Genomic DNA, 20,367 nt, shown 5'->3' on the forward strand with positions numbered 1-20,367 from the left:
CGACGGAAGCGAGTCGCGGATGTCCCACACGCACGAGTCCCCCGTCGTCGTCACCGGCGCCGGCCCCACCGGGCTGCTGCTCGCCGGCGACCTCGCGGCGGCCGGCGTCGACGTCGTCGTCCTGGAGAAGCGCCCGAAGGGCATCAGCAACCTGACCCGCGCCTTCGGCGTGCACGCCCGGACCCTCGAACTCCTCGACGCCCGGGGACTCGCCGACGAACTCGTCCTCACCGGCCGGACCATCCGCGAGCTGCGGCTGTTCGGGGAGGTGCCGTTCGACATCGGCTCGCTGCCCTCCCGGTTCCCCTTCCTGCTGGTCACCCCGCAGTACGAGGTGGAGAAGCTGCTGCTGCGCCGCGCCCTGAAGAACGGCGCGGTCATCCGCTACGGCACGGAGGTCACCGGCCTGGAGCAGGACGGCGACGGCGTCACCGTGTCGGTGCGGACGGAGACGGGCGACACGACCGCACGGACCCGGTACCTGGTCGGCGCCGACGGGACGCGCAGCGCCGTACGGGAGGCGCTCGGACTGCCCTTCCCCGGCAAGGTGGTGATCCGGTCGGTCGCGCTCGCCGACGTGAGGTTCACCGAGGAACCGCCCCTCGTGGTGCGGGTGCACGGCACCGGCGGGGCGTTCGGTTTCATCGCCCCCTTCGGCGACGGCTACTGGCGGGTCGGCGGCTGGGACCGGGCGCACCGGGGCGAACCCGACGACACCCCGGTCGACTTCGAGGAGCTGCGCGCACTCATCGAGCGGGCCTTCGGCTCCGACTTCGGGATGCACGACCCGCGCTGGCTGTCCCGGTTCCACAGCGACGAACGCCAGGTCCCGGAGTACCGCGTCGGCCGCGTCCTGCTGGCCGGCGACGCCGCCCACCAGCACTCCCCGGCCGGCGGCCAGGGCATGAACACCGGCCTCCAGGACGCCGCCAACCTCGGCTGGAAACTGGCGGCCGTGCAGAGCGGCCGGTCCGCCGACGCCCTCCTCGACACCTACCACGCCGAACGCCACCCCATCGGCAGGGCGGTCCTGCGCTCCAGCGGCCTCAACCTGCGCCTCGCCATGGCACACAACCCGCTGGAGCTCGCCCTGCGCGCCGTACGCAGGCTGGTGGTCACCCACGTGCGCCCGGTGACCCGGCAGGCCATCGGCGAGATCACCGGCATCGGCTTCTCCTATCCCGCCCCGAGAGGCGCCCACCCCCTGACCGGCAAGCGCGCCCCCGACCTGGAGCTGGACCGCGGGCGGCTGTACGAGGTGCTGCGCGAGGGACGTTTCGTACTGGCCCTGCCGCCGGGCACGGAGGCCGGCGGGCTCGCCCGGGACGGGCTGGTCGTCGCCCGCCGCACCGAGGGCGACGAGGCGCTTCTGGTCCGCCCCGACGGCTACTACGCCTGGGCGGGAGCGCCGCGGCTCCCCGCCATCGAGGCGGGCCTCGCCCCCTGGACGGGCTGACCGGACCCGGCGGACCGCCTCGGAGCGGTCCGCCGGCCCCGGCGGTACGCGGACCATCCCGGGCCCTCAGCGCGGCGGCAGCGGCGAGAGCGTCGGCAGGTGGGCGAGGAAGCCGCCGTCCACGGAGAGCACCTGCCCGGTGATGAACGAGGCGGCCGGGGAGGCGAGGAACGCCACCAACTGGCTCACGTCCTCCGGGGTGCCGAGGCGCGGGATCAGGTTCGCGCTCTGGAACATCCGCTGCACCGGCACCGGCATGTCCGCCTCCAGCGCCGGCGTGCGGACCAGCCCCGGCGCGACCGCGTTGCAGCGGATGCCGTCCGCGCCGTACGCGGCGGCCACGAACCGGGTCAGCGCGACCAGCCCGCCCTTGGAGCTGCCGTAGGCGACCATCACCCGGTCGCCGGACAGGCCCTGGCCGCTGGTGATGTTGATGATCGACCCCCCGCCGCGCTCGATCATCACCGGAACCGTGTGCTTGCACAGCAGCATCGGACCCCGCAGGTTGACCGCGAGGACCTGGTCCCACAGCTCCACCGACATCGACACGACGTCCCGGTCCTCCCGGATCGCGGACGTCAGCGCCGCGTTGTTGTCCAGCACGTCGATGCCGCCGAAGGTGTCGACGGCGAAGTCCACCAGCCGCTCGACGCTCGCCTCGGAGGAGACGTCGACGCCGTGCCCGACCACCGGCAGCCCCTGCGCGGCCAGCTTCTCGGCGGCCGCCTTCGCGATGTCGTCCGCGACGTCCGCGAGGACCACCCGCGCCCCCGCGACCGCCAGCGCCTCCACCGTCGCGACGCCGATCCCTCCCGCGCCGCCGGTGACCACCGCCACCTTGCCGGCCAGGGACTGCGTTCCGTTCGTCATCGGTCAACGACCTCTCGTATCCGGGCGGATGTGCGGGCAAGCGGCGCTGTACGGTCGTGTCGAGGGGCCGGAGAGCTCAGGCGGAGGCGCCGAACAGCTCGCCGAACCGCCCGAGCAGCAGGTCGGCGCCCTTGTAGCCGGAGGTCTCCGCCGCGCCGAGCACGACCGGACCGTCGGGGCCCGGCACCTGGGAGGCGCCGCCGGTCGAACCCAGCGGCACGAGCACCGCGTCCGGTCCCGGCCGGTAGGTCCGCTCCACCGGGCGCCCGGCGGCCAGCGCCCGGATGTTGGCCGCGACCGTGACGGCGTGCTCGGTGGCCGCCTTGGACCGCTTCGGCTCGGGCACGGCCGTGACGTCACCGATGGCGAACACGTTCGGCGTGCCCGCCAACCGCAGGTGCTCGTCGACCTCCACGTGCCCGTCCGGGTGCCGGGCGGCGGCGAGTTCACCGGTCAGCATGTCGCTGAGCGGCGTCATGCCGTAGCAGCGGAACCACAGGTCCGCGTCGATCCGGGTGCCCGCCCCGGTGGTGACCGAGAACGGCTCGCGCACGCCCGGCGGGACCGACGGAGGGGCGGTCAGCGCGCTGCCCAGCTCCAGCCGCACGCCCCGCTGGGCCAGCTGCTCGCGCAACGCGCCGCGCAGCTCCGGCAGATAGCGCCCGCCCAGCACGTCCTCGGCGGGGTCGACCACGACCACCTCCGTCCGCGGCCACCGCTCGGTGATCTCCCCGGCCAGTTCGAGCCCGACCGGACCGGCCCCGAGCAGCAACACCCGCGAGGAGGCGGCGAGTTCGGCCCGCGTGCCCGCGTGCCGCAGGATGGAGTCGACGCTGTCCTCGCTGTCCGGCTTCGCCGGGTAGGGGTACGACGAACCGGTGGCGAGGACGACGTAGTCCGCGTCGACGCGCGTGCCGTCGGCCGTGGTGACACCCCCCGCGTCCACCGCCACGGCGCGGTCCCGCACGTGCCGGCCCCGGGTGAACAACCCGTCGTAGCCGAAGTAGATCCGCTCGGCCCACTCCTCGTCGACCAGCCCGCGCAGGGCCGCCACCGCGTGGACGAAGGCGTCCTTGGGATCGATCAGGACGACGTCGAGGTCCGGGTCCAACTCGCGGGCCAGCGCGGCCCCTCCGTATCCGCCGCCGACGATCGCGACCGTACCGCCCATACGTTGCGCTCCTTGTACTCACCGCTTCGGCACCACCGGCGGAAGGCAGGGATCCGCCGACACCCGGGAAGGCTAACCGGCCGTTTGGGTAAAGTGCAATCTGCATGGCAATTAATGACCGGAGACCGGCAGAGACGTCGAGGTGCCGCATGCCCCTGACCTATGGGTACGACCGTTTCGGCGGACCGGAGGTCGAGCGCTTCGCCGACCTCCCGCGACCGGTCCCCGGCCCCGGCGACCTGCTGGTCGCCGTGCGCGCGGCCGGAGTCAACCCGGTCGACTGGAAACGCCGTTCGGGCCGCCTCCCGGCCGGCGCGCCCGCCGTCGTCCTGCCCGCCGTGATGGGCGGCGAGGCGGCGGGCAGGGTCGTCGCGCTCGGCCCCGGCACCACCGGCTTCGCCGTGGGCGACGCCGTCCTCGGCGGCCCGACGACGGGCGGGTACGCGCAGTACGCCCTGCTGCCCGCGGCCGCGGCGGTCCGCAAACCGCCGGAGGTCTCCTGGACCGACGCCGCCGTCCTGCCCGTCGCCGCCGCCACCGGTTACGGCGCGGTGCGCCGGCTCGCCCTGCCGGCAGGCGCGACGCTGCTGGTGACCGGTGTCGGGGGAGGCGTCGGCGTGGCCGCCGCACAGGTCGCGGCGCGTCTGGGGCTGAACGTGGTGGGCTCGGCGTCCGAGGGCAAGCGGGCGTTCGTCGAGGAGCTCGGCGTACGGTTCGTCGCCTCCGGACCCGGCCTCGCCGCGCGGATACCGGGCCGCGTGGACGGCGTGCTCGACCTGGTGGGCGGAGAGGTCCTGCGCGAGAGCGCCGCGCTCCTGGCGGACCGCACGAAACTGGTGAGCGGCGCCGACCGGGACGCCGTCGCCGCGCTCGGCGGCGCGCCGGTGGGGCCGGTGCGCGACCCCGAGATCCTGGGCGCGGTCGTGGAACTGGTCCGCACCGGCGCCCTGGACCCGAAGGTGACGCACGTGGTCCCGTTCGAGCGGGCCGCCCGAGCGGTCCGGGCCGTGGAGGGCGGACACGGCCGGGGCAAGACCGTCCTGGAGATGCCACCCTTGGCCTGAGGGTCCGGGCGGCGGACCGCCCGGACCTCAAGAAGTAAAATGCAACGTGCATGGCAATCCGGCCGACAGGTCGCCCGATCCACCGGAGGCTCCCCTGAACACCACACCCCCGGCCCCCGCCGCCCCGGACGCGCCGCCACGTCCCGGCCGCCCCGGTGGCAGAGCCGCGAAACGCCGGGCCATCACCCGGGGCGCGCGCACCGTCTTCGGCCGCGAGGGATACAGCCGCACCAGCATCGAGGCCATCGCCGCCGAGGCCGGGGTGTCCACCCGCACGATCTACAACCACTTCCAGGGCAAGGAGCACCTCTTCTCGGAGGTCGTCCACGACAGCGCCGGCCAGGTCGCGGACGCCTTCGTCGAGACGGTGGCCGAACAGCTCTCCGGCACCGACGCCCGCGCCGACCTGATCGCCCTCGGCCGCGCCCTCGTCGGCCAGCGCACCCGGTTCCCCGACCACTTCGCGATGATCCGTCAGATCAAGGCCGAGGTGCAGCACTTCTCGCCCGCCCTGATCGACATCTGGCAGCAGGCGGGCCCCCTCCGCGTTCAGCACGAGGTCTCCCGGCGCCTCTCCCAGCTCACCGACGCCGGCCTCCTGCGCATCTCCGACCCCGCCCGCGCCACCCTCCACTTCGTCGCCCTGGTCAACTCCGAGATCACCATCGACCCCTACGCCGACCGCGCCCCGAGCCCGGCCCAGGTCCGCGCCTGCGTCACCCGCGCGGTCGACGCCTTCCTGCACGGCTACGGGGACACCGCCGGCACGGGCTGAAGCCCCCACTTCCCGCTGTGTGGTGGGCGGTCGGGGCATGAACAATGCGATAGTGGTAGCGGTTGACGGTTGACCGGACGGGGGAGTCGGAGACGTGCGCGATCCGTTGGAGAACGTGGAACTCACCGAGGCCGTACAGGGCCTGCGGGACCAGCTGATGGCCTCTGCGCACGCCGCGGAGGGCCGGCGCATCAGGTTCGAGGTCGACGAGATCACTCTGGACTTCTCGGTCGAGCTGCGGCGCGACGCGACGGCCAAGGCGGGGTTCAGGGCATGGGTGGTCTCCGGCGACGCCCAGGTGGGGGTGGCGCGGAACGCCGTCCACAAGGTGTCCGTGAAGCTGAAGCCGAAGGACTCGGCCAACGGCGGGCCGATCGAGATCGGAAACCAGGCCGAGGTCGACATGGGTGACTTCGAGCATCCGTCCGGACTGCGCGGCGGATGAGCGCCCGGTCCGTCGAACGCGTCGCCATCGTCCAGGGAGCGCGGCAGGGCAGCGGCTTCCTCCTGGATTCCCGCCTGGTGCTCACTTCGGCGCACCTGTTCGACGGGGAGGGCGGGACTGCTCGCGTCGCCGTCCCCGGAGGGACGGGAGCGCGCAGCTGCCGCCTCGTGTGGCGCCGCCACGACGAGTCGTGCGACGCGGCCCTGCTCGAAGCGGACGAAGACCTCGTCAGGGAGGCCACGACCTGCCGGATGTCCGACGTCCGGTGGGGCCGGATCTCCGGCCTGGCCGCCTGGGAGAACTGCGAAGCGGTGGGCTACCCGAGGATCTCGCTCCGGGACGGGACACGGCCGGACACCGAGCAGATCGTGGGCACGCTGAAGCCGGGATCATCAGTCCTGCGCGGCCGCTACGTCCTGGACAGTTCCCACGCCCCGCCGCCCGCGGCCGGTACCTCCGGCGCATCGCCGTGGCAGGGGATGTCGGGCGCCGCGCTCTTCGCCGGCGAATACCTGATCGGCGTGGTCTCCGGGGACCCCGCGCAGTGGGGTCACGCACGGGTGGAAGCCGTTCCCGTCTCCGCCGTGGTGGCCGATGCCGGCTTCCGGCGGGCGATGGAGTCGGCCGCGGGGCTCTGCCCCGAGGTGGTGGAGATCGGCAGGCCGGCGCCGCAGACGGTGCACGAGGCCTCCGCCTCCCGCGAAGGCGACTGGCTCCCCGTCGCCGAGGCCGACCCGGTCTCCTTCGGTGTGCACCGCGCGCCGGATGCCGCCGGCCATCCGGACGTCGTGCGGTACGTGCCGCGCCGCGTCGACGCGCAGGTGGACGCCCGGCTCGAAGCGCTGGCGGAGACGGGCGGCATGGTGCTGCTGACGGGGGATTCGGCCGCGGGCAAGTCGAGGGCCCTGTTCGAAGGCATGGTCCGCAACCTCCGCGACCGGTCGGTCTGCAAGCCGGACCCCGACGCCGACCTGTCCTTCCTGCACCCTTCCTCCGGAAGTGATCACGAGAAGGTCGTATGGCTCGACGACCTGCACAACTACCTGCGGTCCGACGGGCTGACGCCGTCCCTGCTGGACCGGCTCGTCCGCCGCGGCACGGTCGTGCTCGCCACGCTGCGCACCGAGTTCCACGAGCACTACACGGACGAGGAGGACGGCCCGTCGCTCTCGCGGGGCACCGGCCCGCGTCTGCCGTCCTCACCGGGCAGGGTGATCCGCGCGGCGCATCACCTCACCCTGGACCGGATCTGGACCGACGACGAGCGGCGGGTCGCGTCGTCGCACGAGGATCCGCGCGTCGTCGCCGCGCTGAACGCCGACAGGGCGCACGGGGTGGCGGAGTACCTGGCGGCGGGACCGCAGGTCCTCAAGCGCTGGAAGGCCGCTTCCCGGGTGAAGGGCAACCCCCGGGGCGCCGCCCTCGTCGCGGCCGCCGTCGCCCTCGCCCGCACAGGGGTGGACACCGCGCTGCCGCCGGAGTCCCTGGAACGCCTCCACGCGCACTTCCTCGACGAGGCGGGCGGCCCGGCGCTGCGGCCGGAAGGCATGGAGGAAGCCTGGGCCTGGGCGTCCAGGATCGTGCTGGGCGTGACCAGCCCCCTGGTCCCGGGCCGGGGCGGAACGTGGAAGCCGTTCGACTACCTCGTGTCCGACGCCGCGCGCGGATCCCGCCCGAGCGAGCTCCCGGGCCAGGTGTGGGACGAGGCCCTGCGCATCGTGGACGACACGCGCCGTGTGCTGGTGTCGACCGTCGCCAAGGTGGCGGGCCGACCGGACGTGGCCAAGGAGGTGCTCCGCCCCCTCGCGGAGGCGGACGACCCCGACGGCCTGATCAGCCTGGGGGCGCTGCTGGCCGCGGAGAAGGACTATGACGGCGCCGGCCGCTGCTTCGAGCGCGCTTCCTGCCTGGGCGACCCCACCGGGGCTCACAACATGGGTGCCCTGTCCTTCGTGAGGGGGGATCTGGAAGAGGCACGGAAGTGGTACGAGCGTGCGATCGAGAGCGGGGAGCGGGAGTCGATCGGCGCCCTCGGCCTGGTCCACGAAAAGCTGGGGAACCAGGACGAGGCGATAGCGCTCTGGAAGCGCGGCACCGAGGCAGGCGATCCCGGGAGCGCACTGCACTACTCGGACTGGCTGAGGTCGGAGTGGCAGTCGGACGAGGCCGTCGAGGCCTTGAGGGTCGCCGCGGACGGTGAGATCCCGCTCGCCGCGCTCTCGTACGCCGGTGTCCTCCTGCGCAGGCAGGACCACGAAACGGCGAACTCCTACGTCTCGCGTGCCTACGAGACAGCGGTCAGACAGGGGAACCTGGGCGACCCGATCGGCTGCCTGATGGCCGGCGTGACGGCTCACTCCTTCGGCAACGTCAGGCTGGGGGAGGAGTGGTGGAGCCGGGCACGGGAGCACGGCCACCCGTCGGACTGGGTGGTCCTGGAGGCCGAGGACGGTTCGGCCGGACTCCCGCACCTGGCCTTCAGCCAGGACTGCCTGGACAGAATCGGGCAGGAGGAAGCCCGTTCCCTCATGCGGTTGCTCTGGGCCGGCGACTGCCAGGACTGCGGATACCCGCTGAACGACGGCGTTCCGGCACTCTATGTGGACGACCACCGCAGCTGGGCCGAAGCACGGCTCTTCCACTTCGGACTGTGCCGGTATCCGCACTGGAACGATTCGGCCCTGATGAACGTGGCCAAGGAGGCGGGTACCAGCTGGACGGCCTTCACCGCCGGGGTGCCCGTGAGGGGGCGGAACGGCCTGCTCGTTCCCGCTCTCGTGGTCAACCCCTCTCTCGAGGTGGCGCAGTTGGTCCAGAGCGGGGACCGCTGGACGGCCACGGCCGCTTTCGGGCCCCGGTCGGCCGGCGCTGAAGCGCTCGACCTCCAACCGCTGCGGTCCGGATTGCCGCCCAGGTCGTCCGACGGGCGTGCTCGGGCGTTCACCGGCCCCGGTGAAGCCGCGGTGGCAACGTTCGGCCAGGTCTGGAGCGCTCCCGCGACCGAGGAGTTCATCGCACTGGCGCGGCAGTACGGAGGAATGCTGCTCATCGTGGCGAGCGCCGTCGGACCTGACTCCCCGGCCACCGTGGAAGTCCTGACGGACGCCCTGGAGGCCTGGGACTCGATGACGAGGTGGGCCCCGCTGAAATCCGACGCCTCGGGTTGAGCCTCCCGAACCACCATGAGGCGCCCGGTGGTTCGGGAGGAGGCCCTTCGCGCAGAGGAACCCTAGATGTCCCTGAAGATCTCGATCTGGGCGCCGATCGAGTTGAGGCGCTCCGCGAGGTCCTCGTAGCCGCGGTTGATGACGTAGACGTTCCGCAGGACCGAGGTGCCCTCGGCGGCCATCATCGCGAGGAGGACGACCACGGCGGGGCGCAGGGCCGGCGGGCACATCATCTCGGCGGCGCGCCAGCGGGTGGGGCCCTCCACCAGGACGCGGTGGGGGTCGAGGAGCTGGAGGCGGCCGCCGAGGCGGTTGAGGTCGGTGAGGTAGATGGCGCGGTTGTCGTAGACCCAGTCGTGGATGAGGGTCTTGCCCTGGGCGGTCGCCGCGATCGCCGCGAAGAAGGGGACGTTGTCGATGTTCAGGCCCGGGAAGGGCATCGGGTGGATCTTGTCGATCGGCGCCTCCAGCTTGGAGGGGCGGACCGTCAGGTCGACCAGGCGGGTGCGGCCGTTGTCCGCGGAGTACTCCGCCGAGCGGTCGTGGTCGAGGCCCATCTCCTCCAGGACGGCGAGCTCGATCTCCATGAACTCGATCGGGACCCGGCGGATGGTCAGTTCGGACTCCGTCACCACCGCCGCGGCGACCAGGCTCATCGCCTCGACCGGGTCCTCGGAGGGGGAGTAGTCGACGTCCACGTCGATCTGGGGCACGCCGTGCACGGTCAGGGTGGTGGTGCCGATGCCGTCGACCCGGACGCCGAGGGCCTCCAGGAAGAAGCACAGGTCCTGGACCATGTAGTTGGAGGAGGCGTTGCGGATGACGGTCACGCCGTCGTGGCGGGCGGCCGCCAGGAGGGCGTTCTCGGTCACCGTGTCGCCGCGCTCGGTCAGGACGATCGGGCGGTCGGGGGAGGCGGAGCGCTCGACCTGGGCGTGGTACAGGTTGTCGGTCGCCGTGACCTCCAGGCCGAAGCGGCGCAGCGCGATCATGTGCGGCTCGATCGTGCGCGTACCGAGGTCGCAGCCGCCGGCGTACGGAAGCTTGAAGCGGTCCATGCGGTGCAGCAGCGGGCCGAGGAACATGATGATCGAGCGGGTGCGGATCGCGGCCTCGGCGTCGATGGACTCCATGTCGAGCTCGGCCGGCGGCACGATCTCCAGGTCCACGCCGTCGTTGACCCAGCGGGTGCGGACGCCGATGGAGTTGAGGACCTCCAGGAGCCGGAAGACCTCCTCGATGCGGGCGACGCGGCGCAGGACGGTGCGGCCCTTGTTGAGGAGCGAGGCGCAGAGCAGCGCGACACAGGCGTTCTTGCTCGTCTTGACGTCGATGGCGCCGGAGAGGCGGCGGCGGCCGACGACCCGGAGGTGCATGGGGCCCGCGTAGCCCAGGGACACGATCTCGCTGTCGAGGGCCTCGCCGATCCGGGCGATCATCTCAAGGCTGATGTTCTGGTTGCCGCGCTCGATCCGGTTGACGGCGCTCTGGCTCGTGGCCAGTGCCTCGGCGAGCTGCGTCTGCGTCCAGCCGCGGTGCTGCCGGGCGTCACGGATGAGCTTGCCGATGCGTACGAGGTAGTCGTCTGCCATGGCGTCACGTTATCTCAGATATGAGATGGTGATCGACATCGGGTGGGCCATCAGGGTGAGGCGGCGTGTGCGGTGGGGTGCTGCGGTTCGTACAGGGGGAGTTCGGTGCCGCTCGGCAGCCGGACGGCGGCGAGCAGGCCCCAGCCCTGGTCGGTGATGGCCCGTGAGATCTCCGCGCCCCGGTCCTCCAGGGTCGTCAGGGTCCGGGTGAGGTCCTCGCACATGAGGTACACCTCGTGCTTCGGCTCGTCCGTCGTGGGGTGCACGGCGATCTCGGCGGGCGGCAGCCGGAAGATCAGCCAGCCGCCCCCGGCGTCCACGTGCTCGAAGCCGATGACGTCCCTGAGGAAGTCCCGGTCGGCCTCCGCGTCCCGGGTGTAGAGAATCACGTGCGCGCCGTTGATCATGGATCGATCGTGGGCCGGGGGAGCCGGCGCGGCAATCGGGCCGCGTCCGTACGGGCGGGGGAGAGCGCGCCGCGGATCCGCGCCATGCCAGGCATGACCGGGCGGCGGTGATGTACTAGAGTTATCTCGACATCGAGATATCTGCCGAGGCGCACCGCTGCCGCCACCCTGGTAAGGGTTACCTAACTTAGCCTTACCTTAGCGGATCGACGACGTGTACGTGGCGGCAGGATGTGGTGAAACGCGCACATATATGAAGGAGACTGTCGTGTCGGCGAACAGCTTCGACGCCCGCAGCACGCTGCGCGTGGGCGACGAGTCGTACGAGATCTTCAAGCTGGACAAGGTCGAGGGCTCCGCGCGCCTCCCTTACAGCCTGAAGGTCCTCCTGGAGAACCTGCTCCGCACCGAGGACGGCGCGAACATCACCGCCGACCACATCCGGGCCCTCGGCAACTGGGACTCGCAGGCTCAGCCGAGCCAGGAGATCCAGTTCACGCCCGCCCGCGTGATCATGCAGGACTTCACCGGCGTGCCCTGCGTCGTCGACCTCGCCACCATGCGCGAGGCCGTCGCCGCGCTCGGCGGCGACCCGGCGAAGATCAACCCGCTCTCCCCGGCCGAGATGGTCATCGACCACTCCGTCATCGCCGACAAGTTCGGCACCAACGACGCCTTCGCGCAGAACGTCGAGCTGGAGTACGGCCGCAACAAGGAGCGCTACCAGTTCCTGCGCTGGGGCCAGACCGCCTTCGACGACTTCAAGGTCGTCCCGCCGGGCACCGGCATCGTCCACCAGGTGAACATCGAGCACCTGGCCCGTACGGTCATGGTCCGCAACGGCCAGGCGTACCCCGACACCCTCGTCGGCACCGACTCGCACACCACCATGGTCAACGGCCTCGGCGTGCTGGGCTGGGGCGTCGGCGGCATCGAGGCCGAGGCCGCGATGCTCGGCCAGCCGGTCTCCATGCTCATCCCGCGCGTCGTCGGCTTCAAGCTGACCGGCGAGCTCCCCACCGGCACCACCGCCACCGACCTGGTGCTGACCATCACCGAGATGCTGCGCAAGCACGGCGTCGTCGGCAAGTTCGTCGAGTTCTACGGTGAGGGCGTCGCCGCCACCTCCCTCGCGAACCGCGCCACCATCGGCAACATGTCGCCGGAGTTCGGCTCCACCGCCGCGGTCTTCCCGATCGACGACGAGACCCTGAACTACCTCAAGCTCACCGGCCGCTCCGAGCAGCAGGTCGCGCTCGTCGAGGCGTACGCCAAGGAGCAGGGCCTCTGGCTCGACCCGGCCGCCGAGCCCGACTTCTCCGAGAAGCTGGAGCTCGACCTCTCCACGGTCGTCCCGTCCATCGCCGGCCCGAAGCGCCCGCAGGACCGCATCGTCCTCGCGAACGCCGCCGCGCAGTTCGCCCAGGACGTCCGCAACTACGTCTCCACCGCCGACGAGGCCGGCGAGGAGTCCTTCCCGGCCTCCGACGCCCCGGCCGTCAGCAACGGCGTCCCGTCGAACCCGGTCCAGGTGACCGCCCCCGACGGCACCACCTACACGATCGACCACGGCGCCGTCACCGTCGCCGCGATCACCTCCTGCACCAACACGTCGAACCCGTACGTGATGGTCGCCGCCGCGCTCGTCGCGAAGAAGGCCGTCGAGAAGGGCCTGACCCGCAAGCCGTGGGTCAAGACCACCCTCGCCCCGGGCTCGAAGGTCGTCACCGACTACTTCGACAAGGCGGGCCTCACCCCGTACCTCGACAAGGTCGGCTTCAACCTCGTCGGCTACGGCTGCACCACCTGCATCGGCAACTCGGGCCCGCTGCCCGAGGAGGTCTCGAAGGCGGTCAACGAGCACGACCTGGCGGTCACGTCGGTCCTCTCCGGCAACCGCAACTTCGAGGGCCGCATCAACCCCGACGTCAAGATGAACTACCTGGCCTCCCCGCCGCTGGTCGTCGCGTACGCCATCGCGGGCTCCATGAAGGTGGACATCACCAAGGACGCCCTCGGCGTCGACCAGGACGGCAAGCCCGTCTACCTGGCCGACATCTGGCCGTCGGAGGCCGAGGTCAACGACGTCGTCGCCAACGCCATCGGCGAGGACATGTTCTCGAAGTCGTACGAGGACGTCTTCGCGGGCGACGCCCAGTGGCAGGCGCTCTCGATCCCGACCGGCTCCACCTTCGAGTGGGACGCCGAGTCCACCTACGTCCGGAAGCCCCCGTACTTCGAGGGCATGACGATGGAGACCACCCCGGTCACCGACATCACCGGCGCGCGCGTCCTGGCCAAGCTGGGCGACTCGGTCACCACCGACCACATCTCCCCGGCCGGCGCCATCAAGGCCGACACCCCGGCCGGCAAGTACCTCACCGAGCACGGTGTGGAGCGTCGTGACTTCAACTCCTACGGCTCGCGCCGAGGCAACCACGAGGTCATGATCCGCGGCACCTTCGCCAACATCCGCCTGCGCAACCAGATCGCGCCGGGCACCGAGGGCGGCTACACCCGCGACTTCACCGTCGAGGGCGGCCCGGTCTCCTTCATCTACGACGCCTCGCAGAACTACCAGGCCGCCGGCACCCCGCTGGTCATCCTGGGCGGCAAGGAGTACGGCTCCGGCTCGTCCCGCGACTGGGCCGCCAAGGGCACCGCGCTCCTCGGCGTCAAGGCCGTCATCACCGAGTCGTACGAGCGCATCCACCGCTCGAACCTCATCGGCATGGGCGTCCTCCCGCTCCAGTTCCCGGCCGGCCAGTCGGCCGAATCGCTCGGCCTGACCGGCGAGGAGACCTTCTCCATCACCGGCGTCACGGAGCTGAACAACGGCACCACCCCGTCGACGGTCAAGGTCACCACCGACACCGGCGTCGAGTTCGACGCGGTCGTCCGCATCGACACCCCCGGCGAGGCGGACTACTACCGCAACGGCGGCATCATGCAGTACGTGCTCCGCAACCTGATCCGCGGCTGACGCGTCGGGTGAACGGCAAGGGCCCCGCTCCTCTTCCGAGGAGCGGGGCCCTTCCCTATCGTTCACCCGTGGGTGGACAAGGGATCAGAACAGCATCTTGAAGCCGTTCCAGCCGCCCGTGCCGATCTTCACCTTGGCGTAGAACGGCGCCGACGCGTTGCCGGTGCCCTTGTACAGCCACAGGGCTCCGGCGGTGTCACGGGCGACCAGGTCCGCGACACCGTCGTTGTTCAGGTCACCGACGGAGACCAGCGTGTTGAAGGTGTTCCAGCCGGAGCCGATGCGCGTACGGGCGGAGAAGGGCGCCTTGTAGTTGCCCGTGCCCTTGTACAGCCACAGCACGCCCGCACCGTCGCGCGCGACGATGTCGGCCTTGCCGTCGTTGGTCAGGTCACCCTTGCCGGTGATCTGGTTGTAGGCGCCCCAGCCCGAGCCGACCTTGTAGCGCGGGGCGAGCTTGCCGTTGCCGTAGCCCAGGTAGTGCCAGAGGACACCCGAGGTGTCGCGCGCGAAGAGGTCGTCGGCGGTGCCTCCACCGGTGTTGCTCGCCGAGAACACCTTGTTGTAGATGCCCCAGCCGCCGCCGATGTCCGTCGGGACGCCCCCGAACGGCATGTACCCGAGGCGGCTGTTCTCGACGAACCAGAGGCCGTCCGAGGCGCCGTCGGCGTTGTGGTCCACCTGCATGATGAACTTGCTGTACTGCCAGCCGCCACCACCGTCGACGGGGGCCTTCAGGCCGCCGGTGCCGTTGGGGTCGTAACGGTAGAGGTCGCCGTTGCTGGCCTCGCCGAACAGAGAGTTGACCGGCGTCACGGCGGCGGTCGAGGCGGAGGCGGCGAAGGCGCCGGCGCGCGTCGACGACTCGACGGTGGCGCTGGAGGCGGAGCGGGTCTGCGGGGCGTCGGCCGCGACGGCGGCCGTCGTGGTGCCCACCAGAGCGGCGGTTATCGCCGCGACCGTCACACGGGACAGGACGCCCGTGCGGTTCAGGCCAGAAGAGTTGGCCACGTAGATCTCCAGATCCGTATGGAATGAGGAAGGTCCCGCCGGCGCGCCCGTGCACGAGGCAAGGGGGTCAGCGGGGACCTCTATGATCCAGGATCCTTCTCACGGGATCTTCACCGGGCAACTGGTTTGTGACACAGCTGTTTCAATACCGGTCGTATGTGCCCTTTTGCCCCTTCCCTCCCGCGCGCCTCCCCCCATCGCCCGCGCCGCCCCGGCGGAAGGCCCGACCCCGACCCCGTGTCAAGGGTGTTGTGCGACGAATGGTTGGACGAAACGCCGCAGATCCCGCGTGCTTATCCCGGAGGTCTCAACTCGGGAAAGATGGCCCTGGAAACCTGGTTTCGATCTTGCTCCCGCGAAGGGAAGTGGACTATACCTGTCGGCGTCCAGCCAGTCGGAGCAATCCGACGACGGCCCGACGCGTGCACGACCCGGCTGCAAATGACCGCGGTGGCGGGGCCCTTCGCCTGTGGCGAGTGAGAAACGGGCGACCGGTACACCGCCTGAGTCCTGAATGAAGGCGAGGACTTGAGCATGGGATCCACCTCCGCACACAACGGTGAGGGCCTCGGCCGTCGCGATCTGATCAAGCGTTCCGCCGCTATCGGTCTGATCTCCGTCCCGACGATGGGCTTCCTGTCCGCCTGCGCGAGCAGCGGCGACGGCGGCAACGAAAAGGTCGAGAAGGGCACGAAGTCCGAAAAGAACCCGCTCGGGGTGAACGAGTCGGCAGGGATGGAATTCGTCCTGTTCGACGGTGGATTCGGACAGCAGTACGCCAAGGACGCGATCAAGGTCTACGAGACGAATTACCCCAAGGCCAAGGTCAAGTTCACCCCCACCCAGAAGATCACCACCACGCTGCAGCCGCGCTTCAACGGCGGAACCCCGCCGGACCTCATCGACAACTCCGGCGCCGAGCAGATGGACATGGGCGTCCTCGTCGGCCAGAAGCAGCTGGCGGACCTCACGCCGCTCCTGGACGCGCCCTCCATCGACGACCCGGCCAAGAAGGTCCGCGACACCCTGCGGCCCGGCATCGTCGAGATGGGCCAGTTCGACGGCGACCCGGTGTGGATCATGTACTACGCGTACACGGTCTACGGCGTCTGGTACTCGCAGAAGCTCCTCGACTCCCTCGACGCGAAGTACCCCGAGACCTGGGACGAGATGCTGGCCGTCTGCGAGAAGGCCAAGAAGAAGGGCATCGCCGGCTGGACGTACGCCGGCAAGTACCCGTACTACGTCCCCTTCTCGCTGTACCCGATGATCGGCAAGGTCGGCGGCCGCGAGGTCCTCGACGCCATCGACAACCTGGAGCCGAAGGCCTGGGAGCACCCCGCGGTCAAGACCTGTTTCGAGGCGTACTACGAGCTCGTCAAGAAGGGCTACATCCTCAAGGGCACCCCCGGCCTCGACCACATCCAGTCGCAGACCGCCTGGACCGAGGGCAAGGCGCTGTTCATCCCGAACGGCTCCTGGGTCGAGAACGAGGCCGCGAAGACCATGCCGGCCGACTTCAACCTGGCGGTGTCCGCCCCGACCGGCATCGACTCCTCCGACAAGATGCCCTTCGGCACCATCTGGGCCTCCGGCGGCGAGCCCTTCATCGTCCCGGCGAAGGCGAAGAACCTGGAGGGCGGTCTGGAGCAGCTGCGCATCATGCTCAGCGAGGAGTCCTCCAAGAACTTCACCAAGACCGTGAAGTCCCTGACCGCCTTCAACGGCGGCACCGACGGCATCGAGCTGACCCCGGGCCTCAAGTCCGGCGTCGCCGCCCTGGAGAAGGCCGGTCAGAACGTCGTCAACCCGCGTCTCCAGGACTGGTACGTCGCCCTCCAGAAGGAGAAGATCGGCGTCGCCGGCCTCGGCGAGATGATGGCCGGCCGCGCGACCCCGGCCGAGACGATCAAGAAGATCCAGAAGTTCGCCGATGAAGCGGCCAAGGACTCGAGCATCAAGCACTACAAGCACTGACGCACAGTGCCGGGGCCCCTTCCCGCCGACCGGGAGCGGGCCCCGGCTCCTTCGCGCGCGGCACCTGCGGCGCGCTTGGCGCGGGAAAGATCGGGGTCGGTAGGAATGCAACACGGCAAGTACCGTTTCATCGTGGGGTTCCTGGCGGCCCCCCTCGCGCTCTACGCGCTGTTCGTCATCTGGCCGTTCATCCAGTCCATCTACTACTCGTTCACGGACTGGACCGGGCTGAGTCCCGATTTCACGATGGTCGGATTCGACAACTACAGCAGAATGCTGGACGACGAGATCTTCTGGAAATCGGTCCAGCACAGTCTGACCTTCGCGGTGGTACTTCCGCTGGTGACCGTGGGACTGGCGCTCTTCTTCGCCTTCATGCTCAATGTCGGCGGTCGGCGCCGCGGGGGCGCGGCGATCGCGGGTGTGCGCGGTTCCTCGTTCTACAAGATCGTCTATTTCTTCCCGCAGGTGCTGTCGATCGCGATCGTCGCGCTGCTCTTCCAGTTCGCGTACAACCCGAACAGCGGAGCCATCAATTCCGTATTGAAGGCCGTCGGTCTCGACAGCATCCAGCCGGACTGGCTCGGTGATCCGGACCTCGCCCTCATCTGCGTGATGGCGGTCCTCGTCTGGTCCACGGTCGGATTCTTCGTGGTCCTCTTCTCGGCCGGCATGGCGTCCATTCCGAGGGACTTCTACGAGGCGGCCCTGCTCGACGGCGCCAACCGCTTCACCACCTTCTTCAGGATCACCCTGCCGCTGCTCTGGGACACCGTGCAGTCCGGGTGGATCTACATGGGCATCCTCGCGCTCGGCGCGGAGTCCTTCGCCGTCGTCCAGATCATGACCGTCGGCCCCAACGGCGGCGGGCCCGACTTCTCCACCATCGTCCTTCCGCTGTACGTGTACCAGAAGGCGTTCCGGGACGGTCAGGCCGCCTACGCAACGACCATCGGCGTCGCGCTCCTCATCGTCACGCTCGCCTTCGCGGCCGTCGTGATGAAGGTGGGCCGACGCGAGCGGCTGGAGTTCTGATGAAGACGACCGACACCGCCTCCACCGGCGTCGAGACCCCCGGCTCCCCGGCCGGCCCGGGACCCACGGTCACCAAGATCGCGGTGCCCACCGCGCGCAGGACCGCCAAGGCCGAGGGCGCGACCCTCAACGTCTTCTCGCACGGCGTCCTGATCATCTGGGCGATCATGGTCGTCATGCCGCTGCTCTGGGCGGTCATGACCTCCTTCAAGACCGACAAGGCGATCTTCACCTCGCCGTGGTCGCTGCCCGACGGGCTGCACTTCGAGAACTGGTCGCGCGCCTGGACCGAGGCGCACATGAGCGACTACTTCCTGAACACCCTCCTGGTGGTCGGCGGCTCGCTCCTCGGCACCCTCCTCTTCGGCTCGATGGCGGCCTACGTCCTGGCCCGCTTCGAGTTCCCGGGCAACCGCTTCATCTACTTCCTCTTCATCGGAGGGATGAGCTTCCCGATCATCCTGGCGCTCGTGCCGCTCTTCTACGTCATGCAGAACATGGCCCTGCTCAACACGCTGCACGGCCTGATCCTGGTCTACATCGCGTACTCGCTGCCGTTCACCGTCTTCTTCCTCACGGCCTTCTTCCGCACCCTGCCGACCTCGGTGGCGGAGGCGGCCTTCGTCGACGGCGCCTCGCACACCCGGACGTTCTTCCAGGTGATGCTGCCGATGGCCAGGCCCGGCCTCATCAGCGTCGGCATCTTCAACTTCCTCGGCCAGTGGAACCAGTACCTGCTGCCGACCGTGCTCAACACCGAGCCGGAGAAGAAGGTGCTCTCGCAGGGACTCGTGCAGCTGGCCGTCAGCCAGGGCTACAAGGGCGACTGGTCCGGCCTCTTCGCCGGCCTGGTGATGGCCATGCTCCCGGTCCTCGCCGCGTACATCGTCTTCCAGCGGCAGGTGGTGGCCGGACTGACCGCCGGCGCCGTGAAGTAACCCCGCCGTCACAGCTCTCCGGGCCCCCGGCGCACCCGCGCCGGGGGCCCCGCGCATGCGGTGACGCACACCCTCCGACACTCAAGGCCTTGACGGGGGCCAAGCCGAAAGAGTCCCCTTAGGGTTCACATGTTGGAGAAAACGGTGGGAGTGAGTGAGTCGATGGAGACTCCGGGGTCGCAGACGTCTCTGCACAGGGCCAATCTCGAACGGGTCGTCCGGGCGGTACGGATGGCCGGCTCGCTCACCCAGGCGGAGATCGCCCGGACGACGGGCCTCTCGGCCGCCACGGTCTCCAACATCGTGCGGGAGCTGAAGGACGGCGGCACCGTCGAGGTCACGCCCACCTCCGCGGGCGGCCGCCGGGCCCGCAGCGTCTCGCTCTCCGGCGACGCGGGCATCGTGATCGGCGTGGACTTCGGCCACACCCACCTGAGGGTCGCCATCGGCAACCTCGCCCACCAGGTGCTCGCCGAGGAGGCCGAGCCGCTCGATGTGGACGCCTCCTCCGCCGAGGGCTTCGACCGGGCGGAACAGCTGGTCAAGCGGCTGATCCGGGCCACCGGCATCGGCCCCGACAAGGTGATCGGCGTCGGCCTCGGCGTGCCGGGACCGATCGACGTCTCCTCCGGGACCCTCGGCTCGACCTCGATCCTGCCGGGCTGGAGCGGCATCAGCCCCGCCGACGAGCTCTCCGGCCGGCTCGGCGTCCCCGTGCACGTCGACAACGACGCCAACCTCGGTGCGCTCGGCGAGCTGGTCTGGGGCAGCGGCCGGGGCGTCAAGGACCTCGCGTACATCAAGGTGGCCAGCGGCGTCGGTGCCGGACTCGTCATCGACGGCCGGGTCTACCGGGGGCCCGGTGGCACCGCCGGCGAGATCGGCCACATCACCCTGGACGAGTCGGGTCCCGTCTGCCGCTGCGGCAACCGCGGCTGCCTGGAGACCTTCACCGCCGCCCGCTACGTGCTGCCGCTGCTCCAGCCGAGCCACGGCCCCGATCTGACGATGGAACGGGTCGTCCAGCTGGCCCGGGAGGGCGACCCCGGCTGCCGCCGGGTGATCGCCGACGTCGGACGGCACATCGGCAGCGGCATCGCGAACCTCTGCAACCTCCTCAACCCCAGCCGGGTGGTGCTCGGCGGCGACATCGCCGAGGCCGGCGAGCTGGTCCTCGGGCCCATCAGGGACTCCGTCTCGCGGTATGCGATCCCCAGCGCCGCCCGGCAGCTCTCGCTGGCGCAGGGCGCCCTCGGCGGGCGCGCCGAGGTGCTGGGAGCCCTCGCCCTCGTACTGAGCGAAATGGGCGATTCGACCCTGTTGGAGAGTGCCCTGCCCGCAGCCGCCCAGGGCTCCCGCCTTGCCTTCACTTAGAGAACGAACACCACCGTTGCCATCTCGTTAATAATTTACTTCTTGACGACAACGTTGCGGCCGAGTTGACTTCGTGGCACCTCGGCCGCAACGTCGCGGCCT

General features: G+C 70.3%; 15 protein-coding genes. 10 read left to right on the forward strand and 5 right to left on the reverse strand.

Going from position 1 to position 20,367, the window contains the following annotated elements:
* Nucleotides 1–19 precede the first annotated feature (19 nt).
* Entirely contained in the window at nucleotides 20–1,456 is a 1,437-nt protein-coding gene (locus tag ACH4TP_RS33565; RefSeq protein WP_398440075.1) for an FAD-dependent oxidoreductase, read from the forward strand.
* A 66-nt stretch (nucleotides 1,457–1,522) separates the two neighbouring features.
* Here ACH4TP_RS33565 and ACH4TP_RS33570 read toward each other — a convergent pair whose 3' ends face one another.
* Both ACH4TP_RS33570 and ACH4TP_RS33575 read right to left on the reverse strand, forming a co-directional pair.
* On the reverse strand, nucleotides 1,523–2,326 hold the full coding sequence (locus tag ACH4TP_RS33570; RefSeq protein WP_389226841.1) for an SDR family NAD(P)-dependent oxidoreductase: 804 nt from the start codon (nucleotides 2,324–2,326) through the stop codon (nucleotides 1,523–1,525).
* Between the two features lie 76 nt (nucleotides 2,327–2,402).
* Nucleotides 2,403–3,497 carry an NAD(P)/FAD-dependent oxidoreductase gene (locus tag ACH4TP_RS33575; RefSeq protein WP_389226844.1) on the reverse strand — a complete coding sequence of 365 codons (1,095 nt, stop codon included), beginning with the start codon at nucleotides 3,495–3,497 and terminating at the stop codon, nucleotides 2,403–2,405.
* Between the two features lie 149 nt (nucleotides 3,498–3,646).
* On the opposite strand from ACH4TP_RS33575, the gene ACH4TP_RS33580 reads away from it, so the two are divergent.
* The 4 genes from ACH4TP_RS33580 to ACH4TP_RS33595 all read left to right on the forward strand — a co-directional run bounded on the left by ACH4TP_RS33580 (nucleotide 3,647) and on the right by ACH4TP_RS33595 (nucleotide 8,948).
* Complete coding sequence (locus ACH4TP_RS33580; RefSeq protein WP_389226847.1) at nucleotides 3,647–4,561, forward strand: NADP-dependent oxidoreductase; 915 nt, start codon at nucleotides 3,647–3,649, stop codon at nucleotides 4,559–4,561.
* A 46-nt stretch (nucleotides 4,562–4,607) separates the two neighbouring features.
* Entirely contained in the window at nucleotides 4,608–5,336 is a 729-nt protein-coding gene (locus ACH4TP_RS33585) for a TetR/AcrR family transcriptional regulator (RefSeq protein ID WP_398440076.1), read from the forward strand.
* A gap of 94 nt (nucleotides 5,337–5,430) precedes the next feature.
* Nucleotides 5,431–5,781 carry a trypco2 family protein gene (locus ACH4TP_RS33590; protein WP_398185751.1) on the forward strand — a complete coding sequence of 117 codons (351 nt, stop codon included), beginning with the start codon at nucleotides 5,431–5,433 and terminating at the stop codon, nucleotides 5,779–5,781.
* Nucleotides 5,778–8,948, forward strand: coding sequence for a trypsin-like peptidase domain-containing protein (locus tag ACH4TP_RS33595; protein WP_398440077.1), 3,171 nt, complete (start codon nucleotides 5,778–5,780; stop codon nucleotides 8,946–8,948). Before ACH4TP_RS33590 ends, ACH4TP_RS33595 begins: the two co-directional genes overlap by 4 nt.
* A 62-nt stretch (nucleotides 8,949–9,010) precedes the next feature.
* Here ACH4TP_RS33595 and ACH4TP_RS33600 read toward each other — a convergent pair whose 3' ends face one another.
* Both ACH4TP_RS33600 and ACH4TP_RS33605 read right to left on the reverse strand, forming a co-directional pair.
* Nucleotides 9,011–10,540 carry a helix-turn-helix domain-containing protein gene (locus ACH4TP_RS33600; RefSeq protein ID WP_398185745.1) on the reverse strand — a complete coding sequence of 510 codons (1,530 nt, stop codon included), beginning with the start codon at nucleotides 10,538–10,540 and terminating at the stop codon, nucleotides 9,011–9,013.
* A gap of 50 nt (nucleotides 10,541–10,590) precedes the next feature.
* The gene (locus ACH4TP_RS33605) at nucleotides 10,591–10,947 is read right to left on the reverse strand and encodes a VOC family protein (RefSeq protein ID WP_389226862.1); all 357 of its coding nucleotides are present in this window, start codon (nucleotides 10,945–10,947) and stop codon (nucleotides 10,591–10,593) included.
* A 268-nt stretch (nucleotides 10,948–11,215) separates the two neighbouring features.
* Here ACH4TP_RS33605 and acnA point away from each other — a divergent pair, with 268 nt between their 5' ends.
* Nucleotides 11,216–13,930, forward strand: a complete 2,715-nt coding sequence (acnA, locus tag ACH4TP_RS33610; protein WP_398440078.1) for an aconitate hydratase AcnA — start codon at nucleotides 11,216–11,218, stop codon at nucleotides 13,928–13,930.
* A gap of 84 nt (nucleotides 13,931–14,014) precedes the next feature.
* On the opposite strand, the gene ACH4TP_RS33615 is transcribed toward acnA, so the two are convergent.
* A complete protein-coding gene (locus tag ACH4TP_RS33615; RefSeq protein WP_398440079.1) occupies nucleotides 14,015–14,941 on the reverse strand; it encodes an FG-GAP repeat domain-containing protein in 927 nt (308 codons plus the stop codon).
* Nucleotides 14,942–15,475: 534 nt separating this feature from the next.
* On the opposite strand from ACH4TP_RS33615, the gene ngcE reads away from it, so the two are divergent.
* The 4 genes from ngcE to ACH4TP_RS33635 all read left to right on the forward strand — a co-directional run bounded on the left by ngcE (nucleotide 15,476) and on the right by ACH4TP_RS33635 (nucleotide 20,265).
* Nucleotides 15,476–16,918 (forward strand): N-acetylglucosamine/diacetylchitobiose ABC transporter substrate-binding protein, encoded by a 1,443-nt coding sequence (ngcE, locus tag ACH4TP_RS33620; RefSeq protein WP_389226871.1) that lies wholly within the window; start codon nucleotides 15,476–15,478, stop codon nucleotides 16,916–16,918.
* A gap of 105 nt (nucleotides 16,919–17,023) precedes the next feature.
* On the forward strand, nucleotides 17,024–17,953 hold the full coding sequence (locus ACH4TP_RS33625) for a carbohydrate ABC transporter permease (RefSeq protein WP_389226874.1): 930 nt from the start codon (nucleotides 17,024–17,026) through the stop codon (nucleotides 17,951–17,953).
* Nucleotides 17,953–18,891 carry a carbohydrate ABC transporter permease gene (locus tag ACH4TP_RS33630; protein WP_398185736.1) on the forward strand — a complete coding sequence of 313 codons (939 nt, stop codon included), beginning with the start codon at nucleotides 17,953–17,955 and terminating at the stop codon, nucleotides 18,889–18,891. The genes ACH4TP_RS33625 and ACH4TP_RS33630 overlap by 1 nt, the downstream gene beginning before the upstream one ends.
* 162 nt (nucleotides 18,892–19,053) lie before the next feature.
* Nucleotides 19,054–20,265 (forward strand): ROK family protein, encoded by a 1,212-nt coding sequence (locus tag ACH4TP_RS33635; protein ID WP_389226880.1) that lies wholly within the window; start codon nucleotides 19,054–19,056, stop codon nucleotides 20,263–20,265.
* Nucleotides 20,266–20,367 lie beyond the last annotated feature (102 nt).

Origin of the sequence: Streptomyces sp. NPDC021012 (genome assembly GCF_044333355.1) — a bacterium.
GTDB lineage: Bacteria > Actinomycetota > Actinomycetes > Streptomycetales > Streptomycetaceae > Streptomyces.

Coding starts and splice junctions, on each gene's coding strand:
- ACH4TP_RS33595 (WP_398440077.1), top strand. CDS start 5,778: ATGAGCGCCCGGTCCGTCGAACGCGTCGCCATCGTCCAGGGAGCGCGG.
- ACH4TP_RS33565 (WP_398440075.1), top strand. CDS start 20: ATGTCCCACACGCACGAGTCCCCCGTCGTCGTCACCGGCGCCGGCCCC.
- ACH4TP_RS33625 (WP_389226874.1), top strand. CDS start 17,024: ATGCAACACGGCAAGTACCGTTTCATCGTGGGGTTCCTGGCGGCCCCC.
- ACH4TP_RS33575 (WP_389226844.1), bottom strand. CDS start 3,497: ATGGGCGGTACGGTCGCGATCGTCGGCGGCGGATACGGAGGGGCCGCG.
- ACH4TP_RS33570 (WP_389226841.1), bottom strand. CDS start 2,326: ATGACGAACGGAACGCAGTCCCTGGCCGGCAAGGTGGCGGTGGTCACC.
- ngcE (WP_389226871.1), top strand. CDS start 15,476: ATGGGATCCACCTCCGCACACAACGGTGAGGGCCTCGGCCGTCGCGAT.
- ACH4TP_RS33600 (WP_398185745.1), bottom strand. CDS start 10,540: ATGGCAGACGACTACCTCGTACGCATCGGCAAGCTCATCCGTGACGCC.
- ACH4TP_RS33605 (WP_389226862.1), bottom strand. CDS start 10,947: ATGATCAACGGCGCGCACGTGATTCTCTACACCCGGGACGCGGAGGCC.
- ACH4TP_RS33630 (WP_398185736.1), top strand. CDS start 17,953: ATGAAGACGACCGACACCGCCTCCACCGGCGTCGAGACCCCCGGCTCC.
- ACH4TP_RS33580 (WP_389226847.1), top strand. CDS start 3,647: ATGCCCCTGACCTATGGGTACGACCGTTTCGGCGGACCGGAGGTCGAG.
- ACH4TP_RS33635 (WP_389226880.1), top strand. CDS start 19,054: ATGGAGACTCCGGGGTCGCAGACGTCTCTGCACAGGGCCAATCTCGAA.